Genomic DNA, 23,625 nt, shown 5'->3' with positions numbered 1-23,625 from the left:
AGGGCACTTCGCATTCCGGCGGTCTTGCCGGCGTCGTTCTCGGCGATCCACAGCACCGGGCACACCCGCCCGGGAATGGTCGTGCCATGACCGTGATCTCCGATCCGACGACGGCACAGCACCCCGACACACGGATCATCCGCCTCTCCCTGGCACCCGGGGGCAGCGGCCCGGGTCCCCTGGACGGCGCCTGGTGGCCGTACTCCCGTGATCTCATGCTCGAACTCCCGCTCCTCACGGCTGAGTTCGACAGCCGGTGGGGACGGGTCACCCGCGCGGCGGTGAATCCCGCCCACTGGCCCATCATCCCGAGGAAGATTCTCGTCCCCGGGCGTGTGGTGCACGTGGGCTGGTTCTCCGCCGAACAGGACCCGCACGCGCTGCTCCTGCTCTCCGGCAGGGTGAAGCGCTGGGACCTCCTGGTGATCCCGCCGGGGACACCGGCCGCCACAGCCGCCCGGCTGATGGCCGCCGCGTCCGATCCGGGCAGCACCCTCACCGCCGGAGCCCTGATGGCCCAGGCGCGGACGGCCGTCGCGGCGGCGGGCGACAGCGCCCGGGTGGTGGACTGGGAAGCCGGGGGCGGGCGGGGCCTCGCCGTCCCGGCCGCCCCGCCCCCGGGTCCGGGCCCCGCGTGAGCGTCGTGGAAACGGCCGTCGCCGTGACGACGCTCCTCACGGCGCTCGCGTCGGGAGCGTTCATGATGTGGCTGCTCGACAGGCGGGACGGCGGGCGTGGGCGCCCGCGCCCGCCGTCCCGCCTCCCCCTCGCCCCTCGTCCCCGTTCCAGAAAGCACCATGGTGTCTGACGAGCCACATTCCGCACCGGGCCTCGCCGAGGTCCGCATCATCGCCGCCTCCCCCGAGGCGGCGCGCCAGATCGCCGAGACGCTCCGGCTCCGGTTCGCCACCACCGTGCGGCGTGGGCATCCCGTCGACGACCGGCTCGGTGAGACCACGCTCCACCTGACCGTGGACACCGCCCGCCCGCCCGAGGACTCCGGGCCGTTCCGGCCCCGGCTGGTGACCGGTCCCCCGCACGCCGACGAGGTGTGAGGGGGCGCCGACCGGGGCATTCGGGTGCTTTTCAGTGGGAAGTGTCCTTCCCGGGCGGTCCGGAGTCCCGCGCGCGGTCTTGCTTCCGTGATCCTCGGAAGGGCTCTTGGCACCAGAGTTCCCCAGCACACGCGGCAGGAGGCCAGCGATGTTCGAAGCGGACAACATCCGGGATTGGCGGGGGCACGACGTGGTCGATCCGGGCGGCCACAGGATCGGCACGCTGGAGGCCGTCTACGTGGACACCGCCACCGACCGGCCCGCCTTCGCCACGGTCACGGTCGGCGTGCCCACGCGCCGCCGCCTGGTGTTCGTGCCTCTCGCCGGGGCGACCGTCGGGCCGGGCTATCTGAAGGTCACCCACGCCAAGAACCAGGTCAAGGGCGCCCCCGCCATCGACACCGACGGCGAGCTGCCTGCCGAGGACGAGGCCGCCGTCTTCTCCCACTACGAGCTGGGCTACCAGCCGGGCATGGGCGGCGAACGGCGGCTGGCGCGCCGCTGACCGGCGGCTGGCACGCCGCTGGGGTGCCGCTGACGGGCCGACGAAAACGACGACCGGACGCCCGGAGGGAAGAAGAGGGAAGAAGAAGATGGTGCTGTTCCTGCTGCTGCTCCTGCTGGCGCTGATTCTGGGGATCATCGGCGTGGCCGCCGAGGGGCTGCTCGTCCTGCTGTTCATCGGTGCGGCCGTGCTGCTCGCCGATCTGGTCCTCGGCGCGGTGCGCTTCCGCCGCGGAGGCCGCCGCCCCGGCCGCTGACGGCGGTTCCGTGCGGAGAAGGGCGAGGATCGCCCCTACCGGTGTGATTGTCAGTCCATTATGGAATGCTGACGTCATCTCACGCACCGGACCTTCACGCGGGGCGAGGTGGCGCGCCGCGGACAGGGGGGCGACAGGTCGCATGCCTTACGGAAACGGTCGGCAGTTACGCCGTGCGGCGACCCGGCGCGCCTCACAAGCCCCGGGCTCCTCCCGGCGGTCCGGCGGCACCGGCTCGGGCGACGGGCTCGACTGGGCGCGCAGGATAGAGCTGGCCTCGGTCATTCTCGCGTCCCTCGTCGCCGCGATCGGCCTGTGGTACTCCAACATTCAGGTCCGGCAGGAGCTGGGGATCAACCGCGACCAACTCCTCGTCACCCAGGAGGGACAGATCACCGACCGGTACAACGCGGCGGTGACCAACCTCGGCGACGACGCCACGGATGTGCGTCTGGGCGGCATCTACGCGCTGCAGCGCATCATGCAGGACTCGCCCCGTGACCACCGCACCATCTCGAACGTCCTGGCCGCATTCATCCGCACCCACACCGCCCAACCGGCGGCGGAGGAAGCGGAAGTGGAGGAGGGCGCGGTCCCACCCGTTCCTGGCGCGCGAGCCGACGTGAACGCCGCGCTCCTCGTGCTCGTCTACCGCGATCCCACGTACGACGACCCGTATTTCACTCTGGATCTCCGGGGCGCCGACCTCTCCGTCACCGATATCCCCTACGGGAATCTCTCGCGCGCCTTCCTCTACCGCGCGCGGCTGACCAACGCCTATATGCCTTACGCGGATCTGTCCGGCGCGGTCCTGTCGGAAGCCGACCTGAGCGGCGCGAACCTGACCGACGCGAACCTGACCGACGCGGATCTGCGCGGCACGGACCTCACCTTCGCCACGCTGAGCGTGGAACAGATCGCCGGCGCCGTCATCGATTCCACGACGACGCTTCCGCCGCACCTCGTGGACGATCCGGCCATTCGGAGGCGGATCGCGGAGATCGAAGCGGACAGCTGACGGCACGTCGAAACCCGTGCCAGGGCACTCGTCGATGATTTCCTCCCGCGTTCACCCGGCGGCGCCTCGCGGTCCGGGAGAGTTCCCCTCTGCGATCCTTATCGGCGCCTTCGGCCGCTCCTACGCTCCACGGTGTCCAAGTGGAGCAGAGGAACAGGAGTGTGGCCATGGAACGCCGTACCGTACTTCGTGCCGCCGCCATCGGAGCGGGCGCGACCGCCTTTTCCGGATCCCTGTGGCGGCAGGCCGCCGCCTATCCGGCGCTGCCGGGCACCGGGCCCTACGGAGCGCTGCGCGCCGCCGACGCCAACGGGGTCATGCTGCCGTCCGGGTTCACCAGCCGCGTGATAGCCCGCACCGGACAGACTGTCGCCGGCACCGGTTACACCTGGCACCAGGCGCCGGACGGCGGCGCGTGCTTCGCCGACGGCTCGGGGTGGATCTACGTGTCCAACGCCGAGGTCAGCAGTTCCAGCGGCGGCGGCGCGAGCGCCGTGAAGTTCAACGGCTCGGGATCGGTCACCGGCGCCTACCGCATCCTCTCGGGTACCAACCGCAATTGCGCGGGGGGCGCGACTCCGTGGAACACCTGGCTGTCCTGTGAGGAGGTCAGCGGCGGATACGTCTACGAGACCGACCCGTGGGGCGTGAACGCCTCGGTGCGGCGCGCGGCGATGGGCCGGTTCAACCACGAGGCCGCGGCGGCCGATCCGGTCCGCCGCGTCATCTACCTGACCGAGGACGAGTCGGACGGCTGCTTCTACCGCTTCGTTCCCAGCACCTGGGGCAACCTGTCGTCCGGGACCCTCCAGGTGCTGCGCGAGTCGTCCGGCACCCTGTCCTGGGTCAACGTGCCCGACCCGGACGGAAGTCCCGCGCCGACCCGCGACCAGGTGTCGGGCGCCAAGCTGTTCAACGGCGGCGAGGGCTGCTATTACCGCGACAACATCTGCTACTTCACCACCAAGGGCGACAACCGGGTGTGGGCGTACAACGCTTCCGCCAACACCATCGCCGTCATCTACGACGACAACGTCTCCGGCGCCCCGCTGACCGGCGTGGACAACATCACCGCCGCCTCCGTCGGCGACCTGTATGTGGCCGAGGACGGAGGCAACATGGAGATCTGCGTCATCACGCCGGGCGATGTCATCGCCCCGTTCCTGCGGGTGACCGGCCAGTCGGGGTCCGAGATCACCGGCCCCGCGTTCAACCCCGCGGGGAACCGGCTCTACTTCTCCTCCCAGCGCGGCACGTCGGGCTCCAGCACCGGCGGCATCACCTACGAGGTCACCGGGCCGTTCCGCACCTCCCTGTAGGCCCGGCCGGGCGTCACGGCCGGCTCATTTCACGGCGCCGGCTGTGACGCCGCGGGTGAGGGTGCGCTGGAAGATGAGGAAGAAGACGATCATGGGGATGACGCCGAGGAGTGCGGCGGCGCTGAGCGCGGTGGGCTCACTGGTGTACTGGCCCCGCATGACGGCGAGTCCGAGGGGGACGGTCTGGTTGTCGTTGGAGATCAGCAGGACCAGTGGCGTCAGGAACTCGTTCCAGCTCCAGACGAAGAAGAAGACGCACATGACGGAGAGCGTGGGCCAGCTCATGGGCAGCACGATGCGCCACAGCACGGTCCAGCGGCTGGCGCCGTCGAGTTGGGCGGCCTCCAGGAGCTCGCGGGGGAACCCGGCGTAGACCGAGGACAGGAGGTAGGTGCCGAACGCGCTGTAGAGGACTCCGAGCAGGATGGTGTAGCCGAGCTTGGTGTCGTACAGGCCCATTTCCTTGAACAGGTAGTAGACGGGGTAGATCACGCCTTCCTGCGGCAGCACGTTGACGGCGAGGAAGAAGATGAGGAAGGCGTTGCGCCAGCGGACGCGGCCGATGCCGATGGCATAGGCGTTGAACAGTGCGATCACGATCGCGATGACGACGACGCCCAGGCTGATCTGGACGCTGTTGAGGAGTTTCTGGGTGAAGTCGGTGCGTTCCCAGACGTCGTCGAGGATGTCCCAGTTCCACTTCTCGGGCCAGGACAGCGGGCCGTTGGAGCGGTAGTCGGACGAGGTCTTGAACGAGTTGATCAGGATGATCAGGAAGGGCGCGAGGAAGGCGAGGACGAACGCGGTGACGCCCGCGGCGACGACGTAGGACAGCGGGGTCCTGCGGCCCTTGCCGGCGGCGGCGCGGCGTGAGGAGCGCCGGGTGCGGCGGCGGGGGCTTTCGGGGAGGGCGGCCATGGGGCTGTCGCCGGTGGCCCTCTCGGGGGCGGTGAGTGTCATGCGGGTCAGATCCCTCGGTCTTCGCTGTTCTGCCGGAAGAGGAAAACGGCCGCGATGATCAGGACCATCAGCGTCATCACGGTCGAGATGGCCGAGCCATAGCCGACCTGCGCCTTCTCGAAGAAGTTCTGATAGGCGAAGTAGGAGGGGACGAGCGTGGTGTCGCCCGGTCCGCCGCCGGTGAGCACGTAGATCTGCGCGAAGACCTTCAGCGCGGCGATGGTAGTGGTGACCAGCACGACGTAGACCTCGGGGCGCAGCAGCGGGACCGTGATGCGGGCGAAGCGCTGCGGCCAGGAGGCGCCGTCGAGGTCGGCGGCCTCGTAGAGCTCGGGGTCGATGCGCTGCAGTCCGGCCAGGAACAGGATGAGCGGATAGCCCAGTTGCATCCAGACCAGGACCACCAGCACGGTCCACAGGGCCAGGTCGGGGTCGCCGAGCCAGTTCTGGGTCAGGCCGTCGAGGCCCACCGTCTCCAGGATGTCGTTGATCGCGCCGTTGGGGGCGAGGATCCATCCCCACATCAGGCCGGTGACGGCGACCGGGATGACCTGCGGGATGTACAGGCCCGAGCGCAGGCCGTTGACCAGGGTGTCGCTGTGACGCTTGCCAATGTAGTCGAACAGCACGGCGGCGATGATCAGTCCGAGCAGCGTGGGCACGATCGCCATGCCGACGATGATGAAGCCGATGTTCTTGAACGACGCCCAGAACGCGTCGTCCTCCATCAGCTGTGTGTAGTTGTCGAATCCGATCCATTCGGCGCTGCCGATGCCCTGCCAGCGGGTGAAGCTGTACCCGATGGTCATGATCAGGGGAACCACGAGGAACAGCGCGCACAGCACGAGTCCCGGCACCAGATAGATCCCGTAGCCCGCCGACCGCGGGAGGTTGTTCCGCTTCACCAATGCTCCTTGACTGCGAGGACGGCGGCCCCGGCGGGGATGGAGGGGCCGCCGTCCTCAGTCGGTGTATCGTCCTTGGGCTCGGCGCCTCAGCCGAGGGACGAGACGTATTCCTCATAGGGGCCCGCGAGTTCGTCGAGGACCTCGTCGGGCGAGCTGCCGTTCATCAGGTTCTGCACGGAGGCCACGAAGGTGTCGTAGTAGCCGGGGACGGGCCAGTCCGGGTACAGCGCCAGGCCGTTGTTGTCCGACAGCTCCTGGAAACCGGTGATCACGCCGCGGGCACGCTCGTCCTCGATGTCCTGCGCGTCGACGTTCACGGGGATGTTGCCGGCGTTGCCGATGAGCGCCTGGATCTCCGGTGACATGGTGATGTCGATGAAGTCGTAGGCGAGTTCCTGGTTGTCCGAGTTCTGCGGGACGACCCACAGGTTGCCGCCCGAGCCCAGGGTCATGTCACTGCCCGGGTAGGGGACGGCGTTCCACTCGAAGTCCTGGATGTCGTTGAGGAACCCGCCGTACCACCAGTTGCCGCCCACCAGGATCGGGTACTGGCCGGAGACGAACGTCTCGGTCATGTCGGTGCCGACCAGGCCGACGGACTCCTGGTCGAAGTAGCCGCGGTCCAGCCAGTCGGCGTAGGTCTCGGCCGCGTAGGTCCACTGCTCGTCGTGGAAGTCGACGTCACCCTCGAAGAACTGATAGTCGCGAACCCACTGTTCGTCGGCCTGCGAGAGCGCGAGCAGGTAGAGCCAGTGCTCGGCCGGGTGGTCGTTGCCCGCGTTGGCGATCGGGGTGACGCCGTTGTCCACGAACTCCTGGAGCGCCGCCTCGAAGCCCGCCCGGTCCGTGGGCACCTCGATTCCGTACTCCTCGAACATGTCCTGGTTGTAGTACATGAGGACGTATTCGCCGTAGTTGGGGACGCCGTACCAGGTGTCGCCGCCCATATGGCCCAACTCGTCGTACCGGGCGGCGGTCGAGAGGTTCTCGCTGATCTGGTCCGACCAACCGCGCTCCTGGGCGACCTGGGTGAGGTCGGTCAGCAGCCCTTGGGAGGACAGGAGTCCGGCCGTGGCGTTGCCCTTGTTGTACTCCATGATGTCGGGCGCCTCGTCCGAGTTGAGGATCATGCCCGAGGTCTGCTGGATCTGGTCGAACGTCTTCTGCTCGAACTCGACCGTGACACCCGGGTGAGTCCGCTCGAACTCCTCGATCGCCGCGTCCCACGCCTGGCCGAGGGCGCCTTCGGGGTCCTCGTAGTGCCAGAGCCTCAGCGTCTGGCCACCGCCGGAGCCGGAGTCGTCCGAGCCGCCGCATCCGGTGGCTACCAGGGACAGCGTGACCGCCGCCGCGCCCAGCGCCAGTCGGCCGGTTCTCCTCGTGAATTGCATGATGCTGCCTTTCTTCACTGCTCTGTGAATTGCCGCAGTCGTGGGGTGCGGCGGCGGTGGACTCGGGCTTCCCAGGGGGCGAGGGTGTGCGGGTCGCCGGATGGCGGCGCGTTGGTGATGAGGGTCTCGGTGCCGGTCCAGCCGTCGGGGAGGTCGGGGGTGAGTGGCTGGCCGGTGAAGTTGGCCAGGATGAGGAGTTCGGTGCCGCTGTCCTGGTGGCGGCGGAGGAAGGCGTAGAGCTGTTCGTCGTCGGGGGCGAGCATGTGGAAGTCGCCGTGGGCGATGGCTGGTTCGGTGTGGCGGAGGTGGATCAGGCGCCGGTAGTAGTGGAAGACGGAGTGGGGGTCGGCGAGTTGGGTTTCGGCGTTGATGTGTCGGTGGTCGGGGTTGACGGCGATCCAGGGCGTTCCGGTGGTGAATCCGGCGTGTTCGCTCGCGTCCCATTGCATGGGGGTGCGGGCGTTGTCGCGGCTGCGGGCGCGCAGCGCGGTCAGTACGCGCCGGGGGTCCTCGCCGGCGGCGGTGGCCTCGCGGAAGTGGTTGAGGGACTCGATGTCGCGGAAGTCGTCGATGGTGGCGAACGGGTGGTTGGCCATGGCGAGTTCCTCGCCCTGGTAGATGTAGGGCGTGCCGCGGTGCAGGTGCAGCACGGTGGCGAGCATGGTGGCGGAGCGGGTGCGATGTCCCGGGGTGTCGTCGCCGTAGCGGGAGACGACGCGGGGCTGGTCGTGGTTGTTCCAGTACAGGCTGTTCCAGCCGGTCTCGTGCAGCCCGGTCTGCCAACGGCCCAGTGACGCCTTGAGATCGACCAGCCGCAGCGGCCTCGGGTCGAACTTGCCGCCGGGGCCCGAGTCGAGGCCGACGTGCTCGAACTGGAAGACCATGTCCAGCTCCGCGCGCGCCGGATCGGTGAACAGTTCCGCCTCCTCCACTGTCACGCCGGGCATCTCCCCGACGGTCAGGAGGCGTTCGGGACGGCCGGCGAAGACCTCGCGGTGCATCTCCGCCAGGAACTCATGGATGCGCGGACCGCAGACGTAGTGCTGGCCGCCGTCGGCGTGGCGGTCGCCCTCGGCCATGTGTCCGTCGGGGAGCGCGGGGTTCTTCGATATGAGGTTGATGACGTCCATGCGGAAGCCGTCGACGCCCCGGTCCAGCCACCAGCGCATCATCGCGTGGACGGCCTCGCGGACTTCGGGGTTCTCCCAGTTGAGGTCGGGCTGCTTGCGGGAGAACAGATGCAGGAAGTACTCCCCGCTCGCCTCGTCGTACTCCCACGCCGGCCCGGAGAACCAGGAGGCCCAGTTGGTGGGTTCGGCGCCGGGGGTGCCGGGCGTCATGCCGTCGCGGGCCGGGCGCCACCAGTACCAGTCACGCTTCGGGCCGTCCTTGCCGCCGTCCCGGGACGCGATGAACCACGGGTGCTCGTCGGAGGTGTGGTTCACCACCAGGTCCATGATCAGTTTCATGCCCCGCTCGTGGACCGCGGCCAGCAGCTTGTCGAAGTCCTCCAGGGTGCCGAAGACCGGGTCGACACCCTGGTAGTCGCTGATGTCGTAGCCGTTGTCGTCCTGCGGGGAGGGGTAGACGGGCGACAGCCAGATGACATCCACGCCCAGGCCGGAGAGGTAGTCGAGCCGCCCGATGATCCCGGGGATGTCCCCGATGCCGTCCCCGTTGGAGTCGGCGAAGCTGCGCGGATAGATCTGATAGACGACGGCGGACTTCCACCACGGCTCGACGGCGGCCGCGTGAGCAGGGGACACAGGGGAACCTCCTATCGCTCGTGCGCGGACACCGTCGTTCGGCCCGGGGGCGGGCGGCATCGGCGCGTCACCTTGCACCGTGCCGACCGAGTGCGGCGCGATGCGCACTTATTTGTACGGCGGAAGTTTCTCCGGGTCAATCCCCTGGAAACAACCCTTCGATCCGAGCGAGAGGGCACAGCGGAAGAAGCCGCCGAAAAGGGATACGAGGGGGGTGAGGCTCCACTGCCCCGCGATGGGCGGAGACCCAGCCGGACCTGCTCCTGCTTGGGAGAAAGCCTTCGGCGCGGCATCGCCTCACCCTCCGGGGCGACGCATCCGCCCGTGACCAAGGGCGGCGGACCGCACGACGCGGCGAGTGATGCGCTTTTCTTGACGCGCGCAATAAATGACGACGCCGCAGGTGTCCCGGCGCCGCGCGGGCGCGCCTCAGCGCGTGGCCTGGACGGCTTCCCTGATCGCCAGGCAGGCCGCGCCGCGCGCCCACATGTCGTCGTCGGCCACGTGCGTCACCAGCTCGCAGTCGGCCGCGGCCGTGGAGAAGCCGTGCGCCGCGAGCGCGTCGCGGCAGGCCGGGCCGAAGAGGGCGTAGGCGCGCACGCTTTCACCGGTCAGCACGATCTTCTCCGGATTGACCAGGTTGCACACGGTGGCCATGGCCCGGCCCAGCGCCTCGCCCATCGCGGAGAACGCCGCCAGCACCGCCGCCTCCCCCGCCGCGGCCCGGGTCAGCGCGTCCTTGATCGAGGGGCAGGGAATGCCCGAGGTGCTCGAAATCGCCGTCAGGACCGCCGCGTCGGAGGCCAGCGCCTCCACACAGCCCCGGCTCCCGCACGAACATACGGGCCCGTCCGGCTGGATCGGCACATGGCCGAGCTCGCCGGCCAGCCCGGAGGAGCCGGTGAACAGGCCCCCCGCCAGCATCAGTCCACAGCCGATACCCGCGCCCACCGTGACCACGGCCAGCGACTCGCAGTCCCGGCCCGCGCCGAACCAACGCTCAGCCACCAGAAGGGCGTTGGCGTCGTTGTTCACGACGACGGGCAGGCCGAGCACCGCCGACAGCGGGCCGGCCACGTCGACGTCCTCCCAGCCCATGACTCCCGAGCGCACGCAACGGCCGGTGTCCGCGTCGACGTGTCCGCCGATGCCCACGCCGACGCCCAACACCCGCTCCTCCGAACGGTCTTCGGCGGCCAGGAGATAGTTCACCGCCTGCGAGGCGAGCGCCATGACCTCCTCGGGCGTGGCCCCGGCCCCCACGGGCAGCCGACTCCTGGCCACCACGGTGGCCTCCAGGTCGGTCAGGACCGCCGTGACGCTCTGCGGCGCCAGCTTGACCCCGACCACCAGGTGGCGGTCGCGGGCGACCGCGAGGATGCGCTGCGGCCGACCGCCGCCCGAGCTGCGGGCGCCGATCTCCACCAGATATCCGGTCTCGATCAGCGGGTTGACCGCCCGGGTGACCGTGGACTGGGAGAGTCCCAGCCGCCGGGCCAGCTCGGTGCGGGAGGAGGGCCCCGCCGTCAGGATCTCGGCGAAGATCGCCGCCCTGGTGTCGTCGGCGACCACCCCGGACAGCTCGGACTCGGCCGCTACCCGGCGGAAGAGAACGGGGGTGGGCCTGCTCGGCGCCGGGCCTGCTGTCATACCGGGAAGTGTAGGTGGCTGCCGTGGCATTGACCGGCCTCCCTGTCAATCACGTACACGGAAAGAATTTAGTTCTTTCTTCTTGCTTGACGCAAGAAAGCAAAGCTGGACACACTCCCGTCACCTGAAGGCAAAGGGATGGAGACACCCATGGCACTCTCCCGACGGGCGCTGATCGCGAGCGCCGGGGCCGCCGCGGCCGGCGGTCTGACGGCGGCCTCACTGGTGGGCGACGCGCACGCGAGCCCCCTGACGGCGCCCACCACCGGGGCCGGGAACGGGCTACCGGCCGGCGGGGCCGGCACGGCCGCCGCCCCGCTGCCGGTAGCGAGCCGGAACAGCGTGTTCAGCCGGCGCGGTGCCGGGCCGCGCTACTGGAGCATCTACGGCTGGAGCTTCCCGCACAACGCGCCCATCCCCGAGGACGAGTGGAAGGCCAACGTCGACTGGCTGGCCGCCGAGTTCGCCCCGTACGGCTACACCATGCCCTGCACGGACGGCTGGATAGAGGCGTCCAGCAGGACGAACGACAACGGCTACATCGTCACCTACAACGACGGCTGGCAGCACGACTGGGCCTGGTGGGCCGAGTACATCCGGGGCAAGGGCATGGACCTCGGCGTCTACTACAACCCCCTGTGGGTGCACCGGGCCGCCGTCGCGGACACCTCCAAGACCGTCATCGGCCGCCCCGACGTCCGGATCGCCGACATCGTCACCGACGGCGACTTCTTCGCCGGCGGCATCGGCGGCGACACCCTCTACTGGGCCGACGTCACCAAGGACGGCGCCAAGGAGTACATCCAGGGCTACGTGCGGTACTTCAGAGATCTCGGCGTCCCCTACCTCCGCATCGACTTCCTCTCCTGGTACGAGAACGGCCAGGACGCCAACATCGGCACCGTCGGCCTCGGTCACGGCCGCGCCCAGTACGAGACGGCACTGCGCTGGATCCACGAGGCGGCCGGCGACGACATGCAGGTCAGTCTCGTCATGCCGCACCTGTTCGACCACGGCGCCGCGGAGATCCGGTACGGCGACCTGATCCGCATCAACGCCGACGCGGACCGGGGCGGTTGGGACCGGCTCAGCGGCGGACGGCAGAGTTGGCAGAACGGCTGGTCGCAGTGGCACAACCCGTTCGCCGGCTTCACCGGCTTCGCCGACCGCTCCGGACGCGGGCAGTTCATCCTCGACGGCGACTTCCTGATGATGAACACCTTCGCCAACGACGACGAACGCCGCACCTGCGTCAGCCTGATGACCATCGCCGGCTCCCCCCTCACCATCTCCGACCTGCACAGCAACATCGGCGCACACGCCTGGGCCTACCAGAACGAGGAGGTCCTCGCGCTCAACGACCAGGGACTCGTCGGCAAGCCCTACTTCCACAGCGCCGAGCCCTACTCGACGAACCCGGGCAGCCGGGACACCGAGCGCTGGGCCGGGCAGCTCCCCGACGGCTCCTGGGCCGTCGCCCTGTTCAACCGCGGTGACACCGCCGCCACCCGCACCCTCGACCTGGCCGGCGCACTCGGGCTGACCGACAGGGCGGCGGTGCGTGACCTGTGGGAGCACCGCGACCTCGGCCGGATGAGCAGCCTCACCACCGAACTGCCCGCGCACGGCGTGCGGTTGGTCAAGGTGAGCGCGCCGGGTCACAAGCGCGTGTATCAGGCGGCGTTCGCCGCCTGGGGCGGCGGCGCCGGCTTCGGCAACACCCGCCCCGGCCACACCGCCATGGGCTACGCCGATCTGCCCGGCACCGGCGCCTCGGTCACCTTCGGCGTCGAGGCCGCCCGGACCGGCACGTACCGCGTCCGGTACCGGTACGCCGCCGACGCCGACGCGACGCTCACCGTGGGCGCCGAGGAGCTGAACCGCACGCCGGTGGGCCGCCCCAGGCAGGTGGCGCTGCCCGCGACGGGCGGCGCGTGGGCCACCGCCGAGGACGCGGTCCGGCTGACCCGGGGGACCAACATCCTCACCCTCATCAGCACCGAGGCCGACACCGGCGCCGTGTCGCTCAACTCGGTGGAGCTGCGCTGACCGCCTCCCCCACCAGGAAGCGGAAGCCGCGCAGGGCGACCGTGACGCTCGGGCGGTGTCCGGCGAGGAACGCCAACGGTCCGGTGGCCGGGGCCCGTAGCCGTTCGCGGCCGAGCCCGACCGGACCGGACAGCCGCAGGGGCACCTCGCAGACGCTCCCGTCCGGCTTCCGCTGTACGAGCCGGGTGCGCACGGGCAGCCTGACGGCGGGCAGGCGGAGCCGGTCCCGGAAGGCCGTGGTCACGGTCTCTCCGGGGCCGGTGGCCAGCTCTGCCGTGAACCCGGCCGCCGAGTCGAGGGCAAACATGCCCAACTCCTTCGGAATTCCCCATAGTTCATGCCCACCCGCCAGGGAACGCTCGTCGTCCACCCAGACGGCCACCGCCGTGACCACGATGCCGCGCCGGTGGCGGACGAGCAGCGAGACGAGGAACTCGTGGTACTCCAGCACGCTGCCCCGCTGGTAGTCGACCCAGAACGTGGTCAGGACACACCGCCCGCCCATGGTCAGCGGCCGGACCCCGGGCGGCAGGTCCCAGGCGGGAACGGAGCGGAGAGGCAGCCGCCACAGGGAGACGTACATGTCGCCCTTCAGCCGCCAGGGCGCGGGGGGATAGTCGCTCATGTACCGACTGTAGCCCCGGGATTGACACAGAGCGGTGGTGTGGCGGCCGGCGCGGGCGTCGGCCGGCGCGGCGCGCCCCCACCCCGCCCATGAGCGGCGAGAGCTGGAGCGGACCGGGCGTGAGCCGCTGACGATGGCACTGCCCCGCCACACAGCTCACGGTTGGCGCGATCACGCCTCGCGCCGCCACCGAGATCGGCGCGGAGGGCGCGTGGCACGACCCGCCCGGCCGCGCCCCCGACGAGCGGGCGCCGAACACACTGTTCCAGGTCGAGTACGGCGGGATCGCCGAGGAGTTGGTGGGAACGGCATCGCCGCGAGCCTGCGGCTGATCAACAACCTGGAGGTCGACGAAACAGGTGCTGTACGCCCGGATGAAGGACGTACGTGGAGGAGTCCACGCGCTGGAGTGACCGGCCCGCCGGGGCGCGCGCCCCGGCGCCCTCAGGGGTGCAGCCCGAGGTTCGGATCGTTGAAGAGGACGATGGCCGACTCCTGCCATTCGGTCGTCAGGCCGAGGTTTCCGCACTGGTTCGCGGGGCCGGCCACCGGCAGGGACAGCCCGAGCCCGGCGGCGCCCCGGCCCCCGCCGCTCGCACCGCCGGTGATGAAGCAGGAGCTGTCGTGGGTGCCGTTGTGGCCGCCGATGACGGTGGTCGCCGAGGCGGTGGCGGCGGACGGCAGGCCCGCCCCCACCTCGATCAGGATGAGTGCCGCGACAAGGCGGCCGTTGGGGATCACGCCGACCCCAACGAGTCCCGCAAGTCGACGGTTGCGCGGGGCTGTTGAAATCCCCCGGCGGTCACGCGGGCTGCCGGGACTCCAGGTGGGACTTGAGGCGGTCCAGCGTGGTGGCGATGTGCGCGCGGTTGGCGCCGACGCGGTCGGAAACCCCGGTGAGGACAGTGGTGATGGGCCTGAACCACCTCGGAACACGGATCCAGTTACTCTCGGTGATCACGCAACCGGTGCCGTCGGGCACCGGGTCAATGTCGTACCGCCAGAGCGACACCGGGATCCTCAGCGGAGCGGTCGCGACCTCGTAGGCGAACCGGCGGTTACGGTTCGTCTCGGTGATGGTGCAGGTGGTGACCCAACGGCGGCGCCCGTTGCGGTTGACGCCCCGGAAGCGGGCGCCCACGGTGGCGTGCGTGGCGCCACGCAGCCAGCGGGCCTCGACGGTCTCCTCGGCGAAGGTGACCATGAGGAGCGGATCACTGACGACGCGGTAAGCCTCGGCGGGAGTGACGTTGACCGTCACCCGGCCGGTGGCGACAGGGTCCTTGAACGGCATGGAGCACCCTCCCTGTTGGCGATGACTCGGTGATTACCCCACCGGATGCCCGCCGGGCAATGGCGCGGCCGATCCACAGGCACCCGGTGAGCAACGCCCCGGCCGTGCTCGTCCGGCGGCACGAGCCCCCGCGCGCGTCCGGTGACTCCCGTCCGCCGAGGTCGTCATCCGGCCGACCGTCGCCCGCCCGTGTCCGCCACGTCCGCCGCGCCTCCTTCCGCCCGGCCCCCGCGGGCCTCGCAGCCAGAACGGCGGCGGCCCGGCGGCGTGCAGCGGCGGGAGCAGGCCGATCGCGGCGGCGCCGGCCAGGTCCGTGGTCCCGGAGCCGACGCGCGGCCCGATCCGGTCGAGCAGCGGGCCGACGAGCGCCTTGCCCAGCGGGTCCGGGCGATCTCGGCGAACGCGACGAGGCCGGTGCGCACGGCGCTGCCGCTGCCGGCGCCGACCAGCACGAACCCGGGAAGGGGCGACGGCCGAGATCTTGGTGCCGGTCTGTGAGACGGGGCTGGCCGCCGACGCCCCGGCACCCCGGCCAGCGGCCGTATGCCGGGAGGACCGCTCATGGCCGGTCGGCCGGGTCGGGCAGCACATGCGACATGATCACGACCCGCTCCGCCCCGGTCGGCGCGGCGGCGGCCTCCTCCGGCGTGTCCCGCCGGAAGCCGGCGACGACGGACCGCAACTCGTCGCGCAGGCGCCGGGTCTCCGCCGGGGTGAGGAGCAGCGAGACGTCGCTCAAGGAGAGGGCCTGCCCCCACGGCTCGGGCATCGTCTCCACCTCGTTCAGCGCCTGCTGGACGCGGAGCGAGTGCGCCGCGGCGACCGACCGCAGACAGCCCAGGACGGCGTCGGGCTCGCGCGCGATCAGGTCCGGGTCGTTGAGCGAGGTCGTCCGGTGCGCCGAACGCCACCAACGTTCCCGGGCGTTCCCGCGTTCGGTGTCCTCCTCGACGAAGCCGGCGGCGCCGAGCCGGCGCAGGTGGTAGCTGGTCGCGCCGGAGGTCAGGCCCATGCGCTGGGCGAGCAAGGTGGCGGTGGCGGGCCCGCGCAGGCGCAGCAGTTCCAGCAGCCGCACCCGGACGGGGTGGGCCAGGGCGCGCAGGCCGCGCGCGTCGAGGACGACGTCGTGGCGGGGGTCGGGGCTCACTCCGGGATCCGTGGTCACTCCGGAGTCCGTGGTCACTCCGGAGTCGGGAGTCACTCCGGAGTCGGGAGTCACTCCGGGGAGCGGGCCGGAAGTCGCGTCGGTCATGGCGGCCAGCCTAGGCTCCGAAGAAGCCTTTGCGAAGAAGTCTTTGCAGCGATTTCTTGGCGATCATCCCCGGGAGGCATGCGAGAATGACACAAGATCCCTGGTCACGGCGCGCGTTTCCCGCACACGCCGGGACCGCTTGCCGGAGGAGGCATTCATGGTGACGCGACGCACCCCGCTCCCGGGCGTCGGCACCCAGTACGACATCGCGACCAAGGACGGCCGCCACATCTCGGTGGTGGTCCACGAGGACGGCCGCCGGTTCCTCGGCTTCTACCACCCCGAGGATCCTGACGCCTGCCAGGGCACCGTGCCCCTGGAGGCGGAGGAGGCCGCCCGGCTCGCCTCGATCATCGCCCCGGACCGCACGGAAGTGGCGCTGCCGGGCAGCGAGTTCGACCTCAACCTGGTGACCGAGCGCATCCCCATCGGTCCCGACTCCCCCTATCGGGGCCGGCCGATGGGTGACACCAAGGCCCGCACCAGGACCGGGTCTTCCATCGTCGCCGTGCTCCGCAGGACCGGGGCGCACCCCTCTCCCGGCCCCGACTACCGCCTTGAGGCAGGTGACACGCTGCTGGTCGTCGGCACCCGGGAGGGCGTCGACGACTTGGCCGACATCATCGCCGGCTCGTGAGCCGCGCCCGCCCCCACCACGACCCGCACCCCAACGGGCCCAAAGGAAAGGCGCGATGACCGTGCACGACACCACGACCATGCTGATCGAGCTGGGAGCCGTCGTGCTCGGCCTCGGCCTCGTCGGACGGCTGGCCGGACGGCTCGGCCTCTCCCCCATCCCCCTCTATCTGCTCATCGGCCTCGCCTTCGGCCACGGCGGGCTCGTACCGCTGTCCACCAGCGAGGACTTCATCGGAGTCGGGGCCGAGATCGGCGTCATTCTCCTGCTGTTGATGCTCGGCCTGGAGTACACCGCGACCGAGCTGGTGGACAGTCTCCGGACGCAATACCCCTCGGGCATCGTCGACCTCGTGCTCAACGCGGTGCCGGGCGCCGTCGCCGGGCTGCTGCTCGGCTGGGGACCGGTCGGCGCGCTGGCGCTGGCCGGCGTCACCTACATCTCCTCCTCCGGGGTGATCGCCAAGATCCTCACCGATCTGAACCGGCTCGGGAACCGCGAGACGCCCGTCGTCCTCGGCGTCCTGGTGATCGAGGACCTGACCATGGCGGTCTACCTGCCCGTGCTGTCGACGGTGCTGGCCGGGGTCGGCCTGGCCAGCGGCAGCCTGACCCTGGCCATCGCGCTCGGCACCGCCGGTCTCGCACTCTTCGTGGCGCTGCGGCACGGCCGCGTGATCAGCAAGGCCGTCTCCTCGGACAACCCCGAGATGCTGCTGCTGGTGGTGCTCGGGCTGACCCTGCTGGTGGCCGGGGTGGCGCAGCGGCTTCAGGTGTCGGCGGCGGTCGGCGCGTTCCTGGTCGGCATCGCGCTGTCGGGCGAGGTCGCGCGGGACACACGGCGGCTGTTCACGCCGCTGCGCGACCTGTTCGCGGCGGTGTTCTTCGTCTTCTTCGGCCTGTCCACCGATCCGAGCGCCATCCCGCCGGTGCTGGTGCCCGCGCTGGCGCTGGCCGCGGTCACGACGGTCACGAAGATCGCCACCGGCTGGTACGCGGCGCGGCGGGCCGGGATCGGGCCGCGCGGCCGGTTCCGGGCGGGCGGCGCGCTGGTGGCGCGCGGCGAGTTCTCCATCGTGATAGCCGGACTGGCCTCGGCCAGCGAGCCCAGGATCGCCCCGGTGGCCACGGCGTATGTGCTGATCCTGGTGATCGTGGGTCCCTTCGCCACCCGGTGGACGGAGCCAGTCGTGCGCCGGCTCCGCGAGCGCCGCGCGTCCCGCCGGACGACCCCCGCGGAGCTCGTCGGCGAGGTGCGGACGGCGGAGTCCGGCGCCTGACGATCGGCGCCCGATCCGACCGCCCGATCCGACCGTCCGGTCTCCGGCGCCCGGGGCCGCGCGCGGCCGTCCGCGCCGGGTACGGGCACGGCCGTCGTGTCACGGCGTCGAACACGGATGGTCACAAAGTGACCTTATGGTCTGCTCGTCCGAAAGAATGAGGCATCATCTGACCTCATGGGATTGGTCGCAGGTCTGGACAGCTCCGCCGCGGACACCCGCATCGTCGTATGCGACGCGGAAACCGGGCAGGTCGTACGGCACGGCCACGCCGAGCACCCGGCCGGGGAGGCCACTCCCGAGGCGTGGCTGTTCTCACTCGGCGAGGCCGCGGACGGCGGGCTGCTGGAGGACGTCACGGCGATCGGCGTCGCCGCCCAGGCGCAGGGGCTCGTCGCCCTCGACGCCGACGGCCACCCGGTGCGCCCCGCGCTGACCGGCACCGGCGACGAACGCGCGCGGGCCGCCGCGCTCGGCCTCGTGGACGCGCTCGGCGGCCGGGCGGCGTGGGCCGAGGCCGTCGGCTCCGTGCCGCAGCCCGGCCAGCCCGTCGCGCAGCTCCGCCGCCTGCTGCGCGAGGAGCCGGAGGCCGCCAAGCGCACCACCACCGTGCTTCAGGCGCAGGACTGGCTGGTCTGGCAGCTCCTGGGCCGCCCCAGCCGCTGGACCACCGACCGCGGCGCCGCGTCCGGCACCGGGTACTGGTCGGCCGTGGCGGAGGCGTGGCGCTACGAGCTGGCCGAGCTCGCCGTCGGCCACCCCGTCGCACTGCCCGACGTGCTCGGCCCCGCCGAGGCCGCCGGCCGCACTCCCGAGGGCCTGCTCATCTCGGTCGGCACCGGCGAGACCATGGCCGCCGCCCTCGGTCTGGGCGTCGGGCCGGGCGACGCCGTCATCTCGCTGGGCGCCTCGGGCTCGGTCTGCGCGGTGCACGACGAGGCGCTGACGGACCCCACCGGCACCATCACCTCCCTCGCCGACGCCACCGGCCGGCACCTGCCCGTCGTCCAGACCCTCAACGCCACCCGTGTCCTGCGCGGCACCGCCGACCTGCTCGGCCGCGACCTCGCCACCCTGTCGGAGCTGGCCCTCGCCTCGACACCCGGCGCCCATGGCCTGGTCTTCCTCCCCTATCTGGCGGGCGAGCGCACCCCCGAACTCCCGCACACGGCGGGCACGCTGGCCGGGCTGCGGCGGGAGAGCATGAAGCCGGAACACCTGGCCAGGGCCGCGTTCGAGGGCATGCTGTGCGGTCTGGCCGACGCCGCCGAGGTGCTGCGGGAGCGCGGCGTGCGCATCGAACGGGTCTTCCTGCTCGGCCCGGCCGCCGAGCTGCCCGCCGTCAAGGCACTGGCCCCCGGGCTGTTCGGCGCCCGCGTGGTCATCCCCGCGCCCGCCGACTACACCGCGCTCGGCGCCGCCCGGCAGGCGGCGTGGGCACAGGGCGTGGCGGACGGCACGCTGGACGACAAGACACCGCCGCCGTGGCCGTCGGCGCCCGGCGAGGTTCTGGACCCGGGCGACGAGGTCGCGGTGGGTACGGCGATCCGCCGACAGTTCACCGCAGTCCGCGACCAGACCCACCCAGGAGCCTTCGACAGATGACCGTCGTCCTCGGCGTACTCGCCTCCGCGCTCGCCCTCCTCTTCCTCGCCTCGGGCGGGGTCAAGCTGCTGAGACATCCGCGGTCGCGGCGAATACGCGACCGCTTCGGTCTCTCCCCCGCCGCCTGGACGGCGATCGGCGCCGCCGAATGCGTCGGCGCCGTCGGCCTGTTGGCCGGTCTGGTGGTCCCCCTGATCGGCCTCGTGGCGGCCATCGGCCTGACCGGCCTGATGACCGGCGCGCTCATCAGCCGCCTGCGGGTCCACGACCCGGCGGCGATGCTCCTCCTCGACGTGGCCGTGCTCGCCCTGGTCTGGGTGGTGCTGGCCCTCTACGCCTCCGACTGAGCCGTCTCGAACGCCCGCCATCGCACGGCGAGTTGCGTCCGGCTCGTGGCCCCCGTCTTCGCCAGCGCCCGCGTCAGGTGCTTCTTCACTGTGCCCACGCCGACGAACAGGCGTTGCGCGATCTGCTGGTTGGTCAGTCCACGCGCGGCCAGCCCGGCGACCTCCCGTTCGCGCGGCGTCAGGCCCAGGTCACCGGCGGCCGAGGCCACGGCCCGGTCGTCCGCGAGCAGCCGGGTCACCAGCGGCGCCAGGTGACGGCGCAGGGAACGCATCACGGCGACGTCACGTGTGGCGATCCGCTGCGCGCCCCGGACGACGACGCCGACGTACATCACGCCCTCGGCGCCGGCGTCGATGAGCAGCGCGACCTTGTCGTGAATGCCATGAGGCTTCAGAAACCGCTCGACGAAGGCGTGTTGGGCCGGAACGAGCTCCGGGTGCAGCTCGCGCAGGGTGACCACGCCTCGCTCCGCGAGGAGTTGGTGCGCGTGCGACGCCATGTAGGGGTCGGCGGTGATCCAGCGCTCGGCGTACGCCGCGAGGAACTCCCGGGAATAGCCGCTCTTGACGCCGCGCCCGTCGTAGAGCGCGGCGGCGATCGTGGGACCGTGCAGCACGGCGATCGTGGAGTACCCGAACCACTCCTCCAGCGCGCGCAGCAACCGCTCGCGGAACGCGGGCAGATCGGGCTCCCGGTCCACGGCCTCGATCACGCCGAAGAGCCGACGGTAGTCCTCGGGCGGCAGCGGCTCGCCGCCCGGCAGTCGCCTCGGGGCGCCGGGCACGGAGACGAGCGCGTGCGCGGCGGGCAACGGTCTGGGCGGTCGCGGATCGAGGGCCACCTCGCCGTTATAGGCAGGAGATGATCGCGGACGCAAGGCATTACGGGCCGGGCGTTCCACTTTCGGGCCATGTGACGGACGGCCCCTATCAGGCATGGTCGTTGACGACGCCCCTGAGACGCCTTCGAAGGAAGAGAACATGAACGCAGCACCCGCGCCGACGCCGACGCCCGACGCCCGACGCTGGCTGATCACGGGTGCCAACAGTGGGTTCGGTGCCGCCTTCACCCGGGCCGCGCTGGCGGCCGGTGATCTGGTCGTGGCGGCGGTCCGCCGCCCGGAGACCATGGCCGGCCTCGCCGCCGAACACCCGGACCGGCTCGCCGTCGTCACGCTCGACGTCGCGGACCCCGAGCAGTGCCGACAGGCCGTCGACACGACGGAACGGACGTACGGACCCATCGACGTGCTGGTCAACAACGCCGGATTCGGCACGGTCGGTGCCCTGGAGGAGACCGGCGAGGACGCGCTGCGGCACGCCATGGAGGTGATGTTCTTCGGCGCGATGCGGCTGACCAGGCTCGTGCTGCCGTCCATGCGCCGCCGCCGCAGCGGCACGATCGTGCAGGTGACCAGCATGGGCGGGCTGCTGGCGTTCGCCGGGGTGAGCAGCTACTGCGCCGCCAAGGGCGCGCTGGAGCAGGCGAGTGAGGCGCTGGCGGGTGAGACCGCGCCACTCGGCATCCGGGTGCTGATCGTCGAACCAGGCGCGTTCCGCACCGAGTTCAACTCGGCGCTCCGGACCGCCGAGTCGATCGCCGACTACGACGCGACGGTCGGCCCGGTCCGTGACGTGCTCGACTCCGCCCACGGCAAGCAGCCCGGCGACCCGGATAAGGCCGCCGCCGCCCTGCTGGTAGCCCTCGACCTCCCCAACCCGCCGCTGCGCCTGGCCCTCGGCGACGACGCGATGATCGCGATCCGCGACAAGCTCGCGGCGGTCGCCGCCGATCTCGACGCGACCGAGCACCTGGGCACGGGCGCGGCGATCAACTTCCCCTGACGCCCGCCCGCTAGGCCCTGGCGGCCTGCTCCCGCAGTGCCGCCAGGCTGGGCGCGTCGGTCTCGGAGCCCGGCACGACATGCCCGAAGCGCCCGCCACCCGCGTGCACGGTCAGCTCGATGAGCGCCTGCGACGGGGTGAGCCCGCGCGCCTTGCACACCCGCAGATGCCGCGCCCAGGAGACCCCGGCGTGGTAGGCGTCGTCCCCGCCGCCCTCCCGCGGCCGGTATCCGGCGGCGTCGTCGGCGTCCGAGATCCAGAGATAGCCGAGCACGCCGTCCTCGTTCGCCACCTGGACATAGCGGACGGGCCGCTCGGTGGTGTGCGCGTAGTGCTCCTCAGTGACCATGTGCCGCATTGTGCCGGACCGCTCCGGCCTCCCGCAGCACCTGGCGGCTGAGGTGATCGGCTCGGCGCGTCGTCTCCGGCAGCCGGTAGCGGGGCGTGAGGCGGAGAGTGTGCGCGCAGGCGTTGTCGAGCCCGATGCCGCTGCCGACGGAGACGAACACCGGCTTGACCCCAGCCCGCGTCCGCACGGCCCGCCCGACGACATCGCCGTCGTCGTCGGTGAGCGGCGCCATGGCGCCGCGCTCGGGCCCGGGCTCCTGGTACTCGAACGCGAAGGGCGACTTGGCCACCCCGAAGCACGGCACCCCGGTCACCACCCCGAGATGCACCGCGAGTCCGGCCCGGCGCGGGTGGGCGATGCCGTACCCGTCACAGACGATGAGGTCCGGCGCGGTCCGCAGCTTCTCCAGCGCGGCGAGCACGGACGGCACCTCCCGGAAGGCGAGCAACCCCGGCACATACGGAAACGCGCCCCGCCCGGCGACGGTGACCTCCTCCACCACCTCCAACGACCCGGCGTCGAGCACGACGGCGGCGGCGACGTGCCGGTCGGTGCCCTCCTCATAGGTCACATCCACCCCGACCACGGTCCCCACCTCCCCCACCCCAGGCCCAACCCCGACCGGATCCGCCGCCGCCCGCACTTCCTCCTGCACGACGAACGCCTCCTCTTCGGTGGCGGGCACATTCACCGTCCGTGGCCATACCGAGCGGGACTGGATCCCGGCGTTGTACGCCTCGTCCCCGTCAGCCACGCGCGGCACGTACCCGGCGGCGTCGTCGGCGTCCGTGAACCACACGAATCCGAGCACACCGCCGTCCTCGCGGGCCACCCGGGCGTAGCGAACGGGCCGCTCGGTGGTACGGGCGTAGTGGTCCGGCCCACGGGCCGCGGTCGGCCGCAGATCCTCGGTCATCGAAGGCGTTCATGTGATTCTCGCTGCGCCTGTGTTCCATCAACCGCGTCATCCCTCACACCGATGACCGCAAGTCGGCGGCCGGGATGCGGACGGAAAGCCTGCTCCCCGGATTAATGTAGACACTGGCCTGAGACGGAATCTCGGTCAGCAATTCAAGGAATGCCACGCGGATCAGGCTCGGGGAACGCTCGGGTGCGTGCCGGGGAGCCGTGTAGACGGGGAAGAAATCACCCCGGTCATCGGAGTATGCCACTACTCCGGCCCCTTCACCCGGAACGAGATATACGGATGAGCTCAGCAGAACGTTCCGGAGTTGGGCGTCAGTGCCGTAACCGGTGGCAGCCAACTGGAGGGCTTCATCGACAGAATCGGTGGCCTCCGGCAAACTGGCACTTCGCGGCGAAGGGCGATAATGGGGATTGTGACGGAACTCGTCCGAGAGTTGGCCGCTGGTGTCGACCCGCCATGCGCCGACGATGCCGAATGAGGGCACGGCCTCACCGGGATCGAAGTAGGGGTCGATCGAGTACACCCATCCACCGGGCCGCTTGGCCGCTTCGGCGCGCAGGGCATCGGTTACGGGTGGGACCGGCCTA

General features: G+C 71.0%; 25 protein-coding genes. 12 read left to right on the top strand and 13 right to left on the bottom strand.

Annotated elements, in window-relative coordinates; genetic code table 11:
- Window positions 1-86: 86 nt before the first annotated feature.
- From OIE51_RS20470 to OIE51_RS20445, 6 genes are all read left to right on the top strand, one after another.
- Window positions 87-638, top strand: coding sequence for a DUF5994 family protein (locus OIE51_RS20470; RefSeq protein ID WP_326599198.1), 552 nt, complete (start codon window positions 87-89; stop codon window positions 636-638).
- Window positions 639-797: 159 nt separating this feature from the next.
- Window positions 798-1,055 (top strand): hypothetical protein, encoded by a 258-nt coding sequence (locus tag OIE51_RS20465; protein WP_326599197.1) that lies wholly within the window; start codon window positions 798-800, stop codon window positions 1,053-1,055.
- A 148-nt stretch (window positions 1,056-1,203) separates the two neighbouring features.
- Window positions 1,204-1,560 carry a PRC-barrel domain-containing protein gene (locus tag OIE51_RS20460; RefSeq protein WP_326599196.1) on the top strand — a complete coding sequence of 119 codons (357 nt, stop codon included), beginning with the start codon at window positions 1,204-1,206 and terminating at the stop codon, window positions 1,558-1,560.
- An 88-nt stretch (window positions 1,561-1,648) separates the two neighbouring features.
- Window positions 1,649-1,816 (top strand): hypothetical protein, encoded by a 168-nt coding sequence (locus OIE51_RS20455; protein ID WP_326599195.1) that lies wholly within the window; start codon window positions 1,649-1,651, stop codon window positions 1,814-1,816.
- 142 nt (window positions 1,817-1,958) lie between these two features.
- On the top strand, window positions 1,959-2,834 hold the full coding sequence (locus tag OIE51_RS20450) for a pentapeptide repeat-containing protein (protein WP_326599194.1): 876 nt from the start codon (window positions 1,959-1,961) through the stop codon (window positions 2,832-2,834).
- Window positions 2,835-3,001: 167 nt separating this feature from the next.
- Complete coding sequence (locus tag OIE51_RS20445; protein WP_326599193.1) at window positions 3,002-4,153, top strand: alkaline phosphatase PhoX; 1,152 nt, start codon at window positions 3,002-3,004, stop codon at window positions 4,151-4,153.
- A 24-nt stretch (window positions 4,154-4,177) separates the two neighbouring features.
- Here the strand turns inward: OIE51_RS20445 and OIE51_RS20440 are convergent, their stop codons facing one another.
- From OIE51_RS20440 to OIE51_RS20420, 5 genes are all read right to left on the bottom strand, one after another.
- A complete protein-coding gene (locus OIE51_RS20440; RefSeq protein ID WP_326599192.1) occupies window positions 4,178-5,113 on the bottom strand; it encodes a carbohydrate ABC transporter permease in 936 nt (311 codons plus the stop codon).
- Between the two features lie 5 nt (window positions 5,114-5,118).
- Window positions 5,119-6,018: a carbohydrate ABC transporter permease gene (locus OIE51_RS20435; protein WP_326599191.1), complete on the bottom strand. Its 900-nt coding sequence runs from the start codon at window positions 6,016-6,018 to the stop codon at window positions 5,119-5,121.
- Between the two features lie 89 nt (window positions 6,019-6,107).
- Entirely contained in the window at window positions 6,108-7,412 is a 1,305-nt protein-coding gene (locus OIE51_RS20430) for an ABC transporter substrate-binding protein (RefSeq protein ID WP_326599190.1), read from the bottom strand.
- 14 nt (window positions 7,413-7,426) lie between these two features.
- On the bottom strand, window positions 7,427-9,178 hold the full coding sequence (locus tag OIE51_RS20425; RefSeq protein ID WP_326599189.1) for a glycoside hydrolase family 13 protein: 1,752 nt from the start codon (window positions 9,176-9,178) through the stop codon (window positions 7,427-7,429).
- Window positions 9,179-9,607: 429 nt separating this feature from the next.
- Entirely contained in the window at window positions 9,608-10,828 is a 1,221-nt protein-coding gene (locus OIE51_RS20420) for an ROK family transcriptional regulator (RefSeq protein ID WP_326599188.1), read from the bottom strand.
- A gap of 150 nt (window positions 10,829-10,978) precedes the next feature.
- Between OIE51_RS20420 and OIE51_RS20415 the strand changes: the two genes are divergently transcribed.
- Complete coding sequence (locus tag OIE51_RS20415; protein ID WP_326599187.1) at window positions 10,979-12,877, top strand: hypothetical protein; 1,899 nt, start codon at window positions 10,979-10,981, stop codon at window positions 12,875-12,877.
- On the opposite strand, the gene OIE51_RS20410 is transcribed toward OIE51_RS20415, so the two are convergent.
- From OIE51_RS20410 to OIE51_RS20395, 4 genes are all read right to left on the bottom strand, one after another.
- Complete coding sequence (locus OIE51_RS20410) at window positions 12,855-13,502, bottom strand: acetoacetate decarboxylase family protein (RefSeq protein WP_326599186.1); 648 nt, start codon at window positions 13,500-13,502, stop codon at window positions 12,855-12,857. The two genes, OIE51_RS20415 and OIE51_RS20410, sit on opposite strands and share 23 nt — an antisense overlap.
- Before the next feature lie 444 nt (window positions 13,503-13,946).
- Window positions 13,947-14,243 carry a hypothetical protein gene (locus OIE51_RS20405; protein WP_326599185.1) on the bottom strand — a complete coding sequence of 99 codons (297 nt, stop codon included), beginning with the start codon at window positions 14,241-14,243 and terminating at the stop codon, window positions 13,947-13,949.
- A 61-nt stretch (window positions 14,244-14,304) separates the two neighbouring features.
- Window positions 14,305-14,796, bottom strand: a complete 492-nt coding sequence (locus OIE51_RS20400) for an SRPBCC family protein (RefSeq protein ID WP_326599184.1) — start codon at window positions 14,794-14,796, stop codon at window positions 14,305-14,307.
- Between the two features lie 559 nt (window positions 14,797-15,355).
- Window positions 15,356-16,048 carry a winged helix-turn-helix domain-containing protein gene (locus tag OIE51_RS20395; RefSeq protein WP_326599183.1) on the bottom strand — a complete coding sequence of 231 codons (693 nt, stop codon included), beginning with the start codon at window positions 16,046-16,048 and terminating at the stop codon, window positions 15,356-15,358.
- Window positions 16,049-16,205: 157 nt separating this feature from the next.
- On the opposite strand from OIE51_RS20395, the gene OIE51_RS20390 reads away from it, so the two are divergent.
- The 4 genes from OIE51_RS20390 to OIE51_RS20375 all read left to right on the top strand — a co-directional run bounded on the left by OIE51_RS20390 (window position 16,206) and on the right by OIE51_RS20375 (window position 19,916).
- Window positions 16,206-16,685: a cation:proton antiporter regulatory subunit gene (locus tag OIE51_RS20390; RefSeq protein WP_326599182.1), complete on the top strand. Its 480-nt coding sequence runs from the start codon at window positions 16,206-16,208 to the stop codon at window positions 16,683-16,685.
- Window positions 16,686-16,746: 61 nt separating this feature from the next.
- Window positions 16,747-17,964: a cation:proton antiporter gene (locus OIE51_RS20385; RefSeq protein WP_326600720.1), complete on the top strand. Its 1,218-nt coding sequence runs from the start codon at window positions 16,747-16,749 to the stop codon at window positions 17,962-17,964.
- A 177-nt stretch (window positions 17,965-18,141) separates the two neighbouring features.
- Window positions 18,142-19,569 carry an FGGY family carbohydrate kinase gene (locus OIE51_RS20380; RefSeq protein WP_326599181.1) on the top strand — a complete coding sequence of 476 codons (1,428 nt, stop codon included), beginning with the start codon at window positions 18,142-18,144 and terminating at the stop codon, window positions 19,567-19,569.
- Entirely contained in the window at window positions 19,566-19,916 is a 351-nt protein-coding gene (locus OIE51_RS20375; RefSeq protein ID WP_326599180.1) for a DoxX family protein, read from the top strand. Before OIE51_RS20380 ends, OIE51_RS20375 begins: the two co-directional genes overlap by 4 nt.
- Here OIE51_RS20375 and OIE51_RS20370 read toward each other — a convergent pair.
- Window positions 19,901-20,758, bottom strand: coding sequence for a helix-turn-helix transcriptional regulator (locus tag OIE51_RS20370; RefSeq protein WP_326599179.1), 858 nt, complete (start codon window positions 20,756-20,758; stop codon window positions 19,901-19,903). The two genes, OIE51_RS20375 and OIE51_RS20370, sit on opposite strands and share 16 nt — an antisense overlap.
- Window positions 20,759-20,897: 139 nt before the next feature.
- Between OIE51_RS20370 and OIE51_RS20365 the strand changes: the two genes are divergently transcribed.
- The gene (locus OIE51_RS20365; RefSeq protein ID WP_326599178.1) at window positions 20,898-21,761 is read left to right on the top strand and encodes an oxidoreductase; all 864 of its coding nucleotides are present in this window, start codon (window positions 20,898-20,900) and stop codon (window positions 21,759-21,761) included.
- A 10-nt stretch (window positions 21,762-21,771) separates the two neighbouring features.
- On the opposite strand, the gene OIE51_RS20360 is transcribed toward OIE51_RS20365, so the two are convergent.
- The 3 genes from OIE51_RS20360 to OIE51_RS20350 all read right to left on the bottom strand — a co-directional run bounded on the left by OIE51_RS20360 (window position 21,772) and on the right by OIE51_RS20350 (window position 23,561).
- On the bottom strand, window positions 21,772-22,110 hold the full coding sequence (locus OIE51_RS20360; protein ID WP_326599177.1) for a hypothetical protein: 339 nt from the start codon (window positions 22,108-22,110) through the stop codon (window positions 21,772-21,774).
- Window positions 22,100-22,831 (bottom strand): endonuclease V, encoded by a 732-nt coding sequence (locus OIE51_RS20355; RefSeq protein WP_442812067.1) that lies wholly within the window; start codon window positions 22,829-22,831, stop codon window positions 22,100-22,102. Before OIE51_RS20355 ends, OIE51_RS20360 begins: the two co-directional genes overlap by 11 nt.
- A 250-nt stretch (window positions 22,832-23,081) precedes the next feature.
- Entirely contained in the window at window positions 23,082-23,561 is a 480-nt protein-coding gene (locus tag OIE51_RS20350) for a type VII secretion system-associated protein (RefSeq protein WP_326599176.1), read from the bottom strand.
- Between the last annotated feature and the right edge of the window lie 64 nt (window positions 23,562-23,625).

Origin of the sequence: Streptomyces sp. NBC_01803, from assembly GCF_035917415.1 — a bacterium.
Lineage (GTDB): Bacteria > Actinomycetota > Actinomycetes > Streptomycetales > Streptomycetaceae > Streptomyces.
Note: the sequence above shows the minus strand (reverse complement) of the source record. Positions and strands in the feature narration are given on the sequence as shown.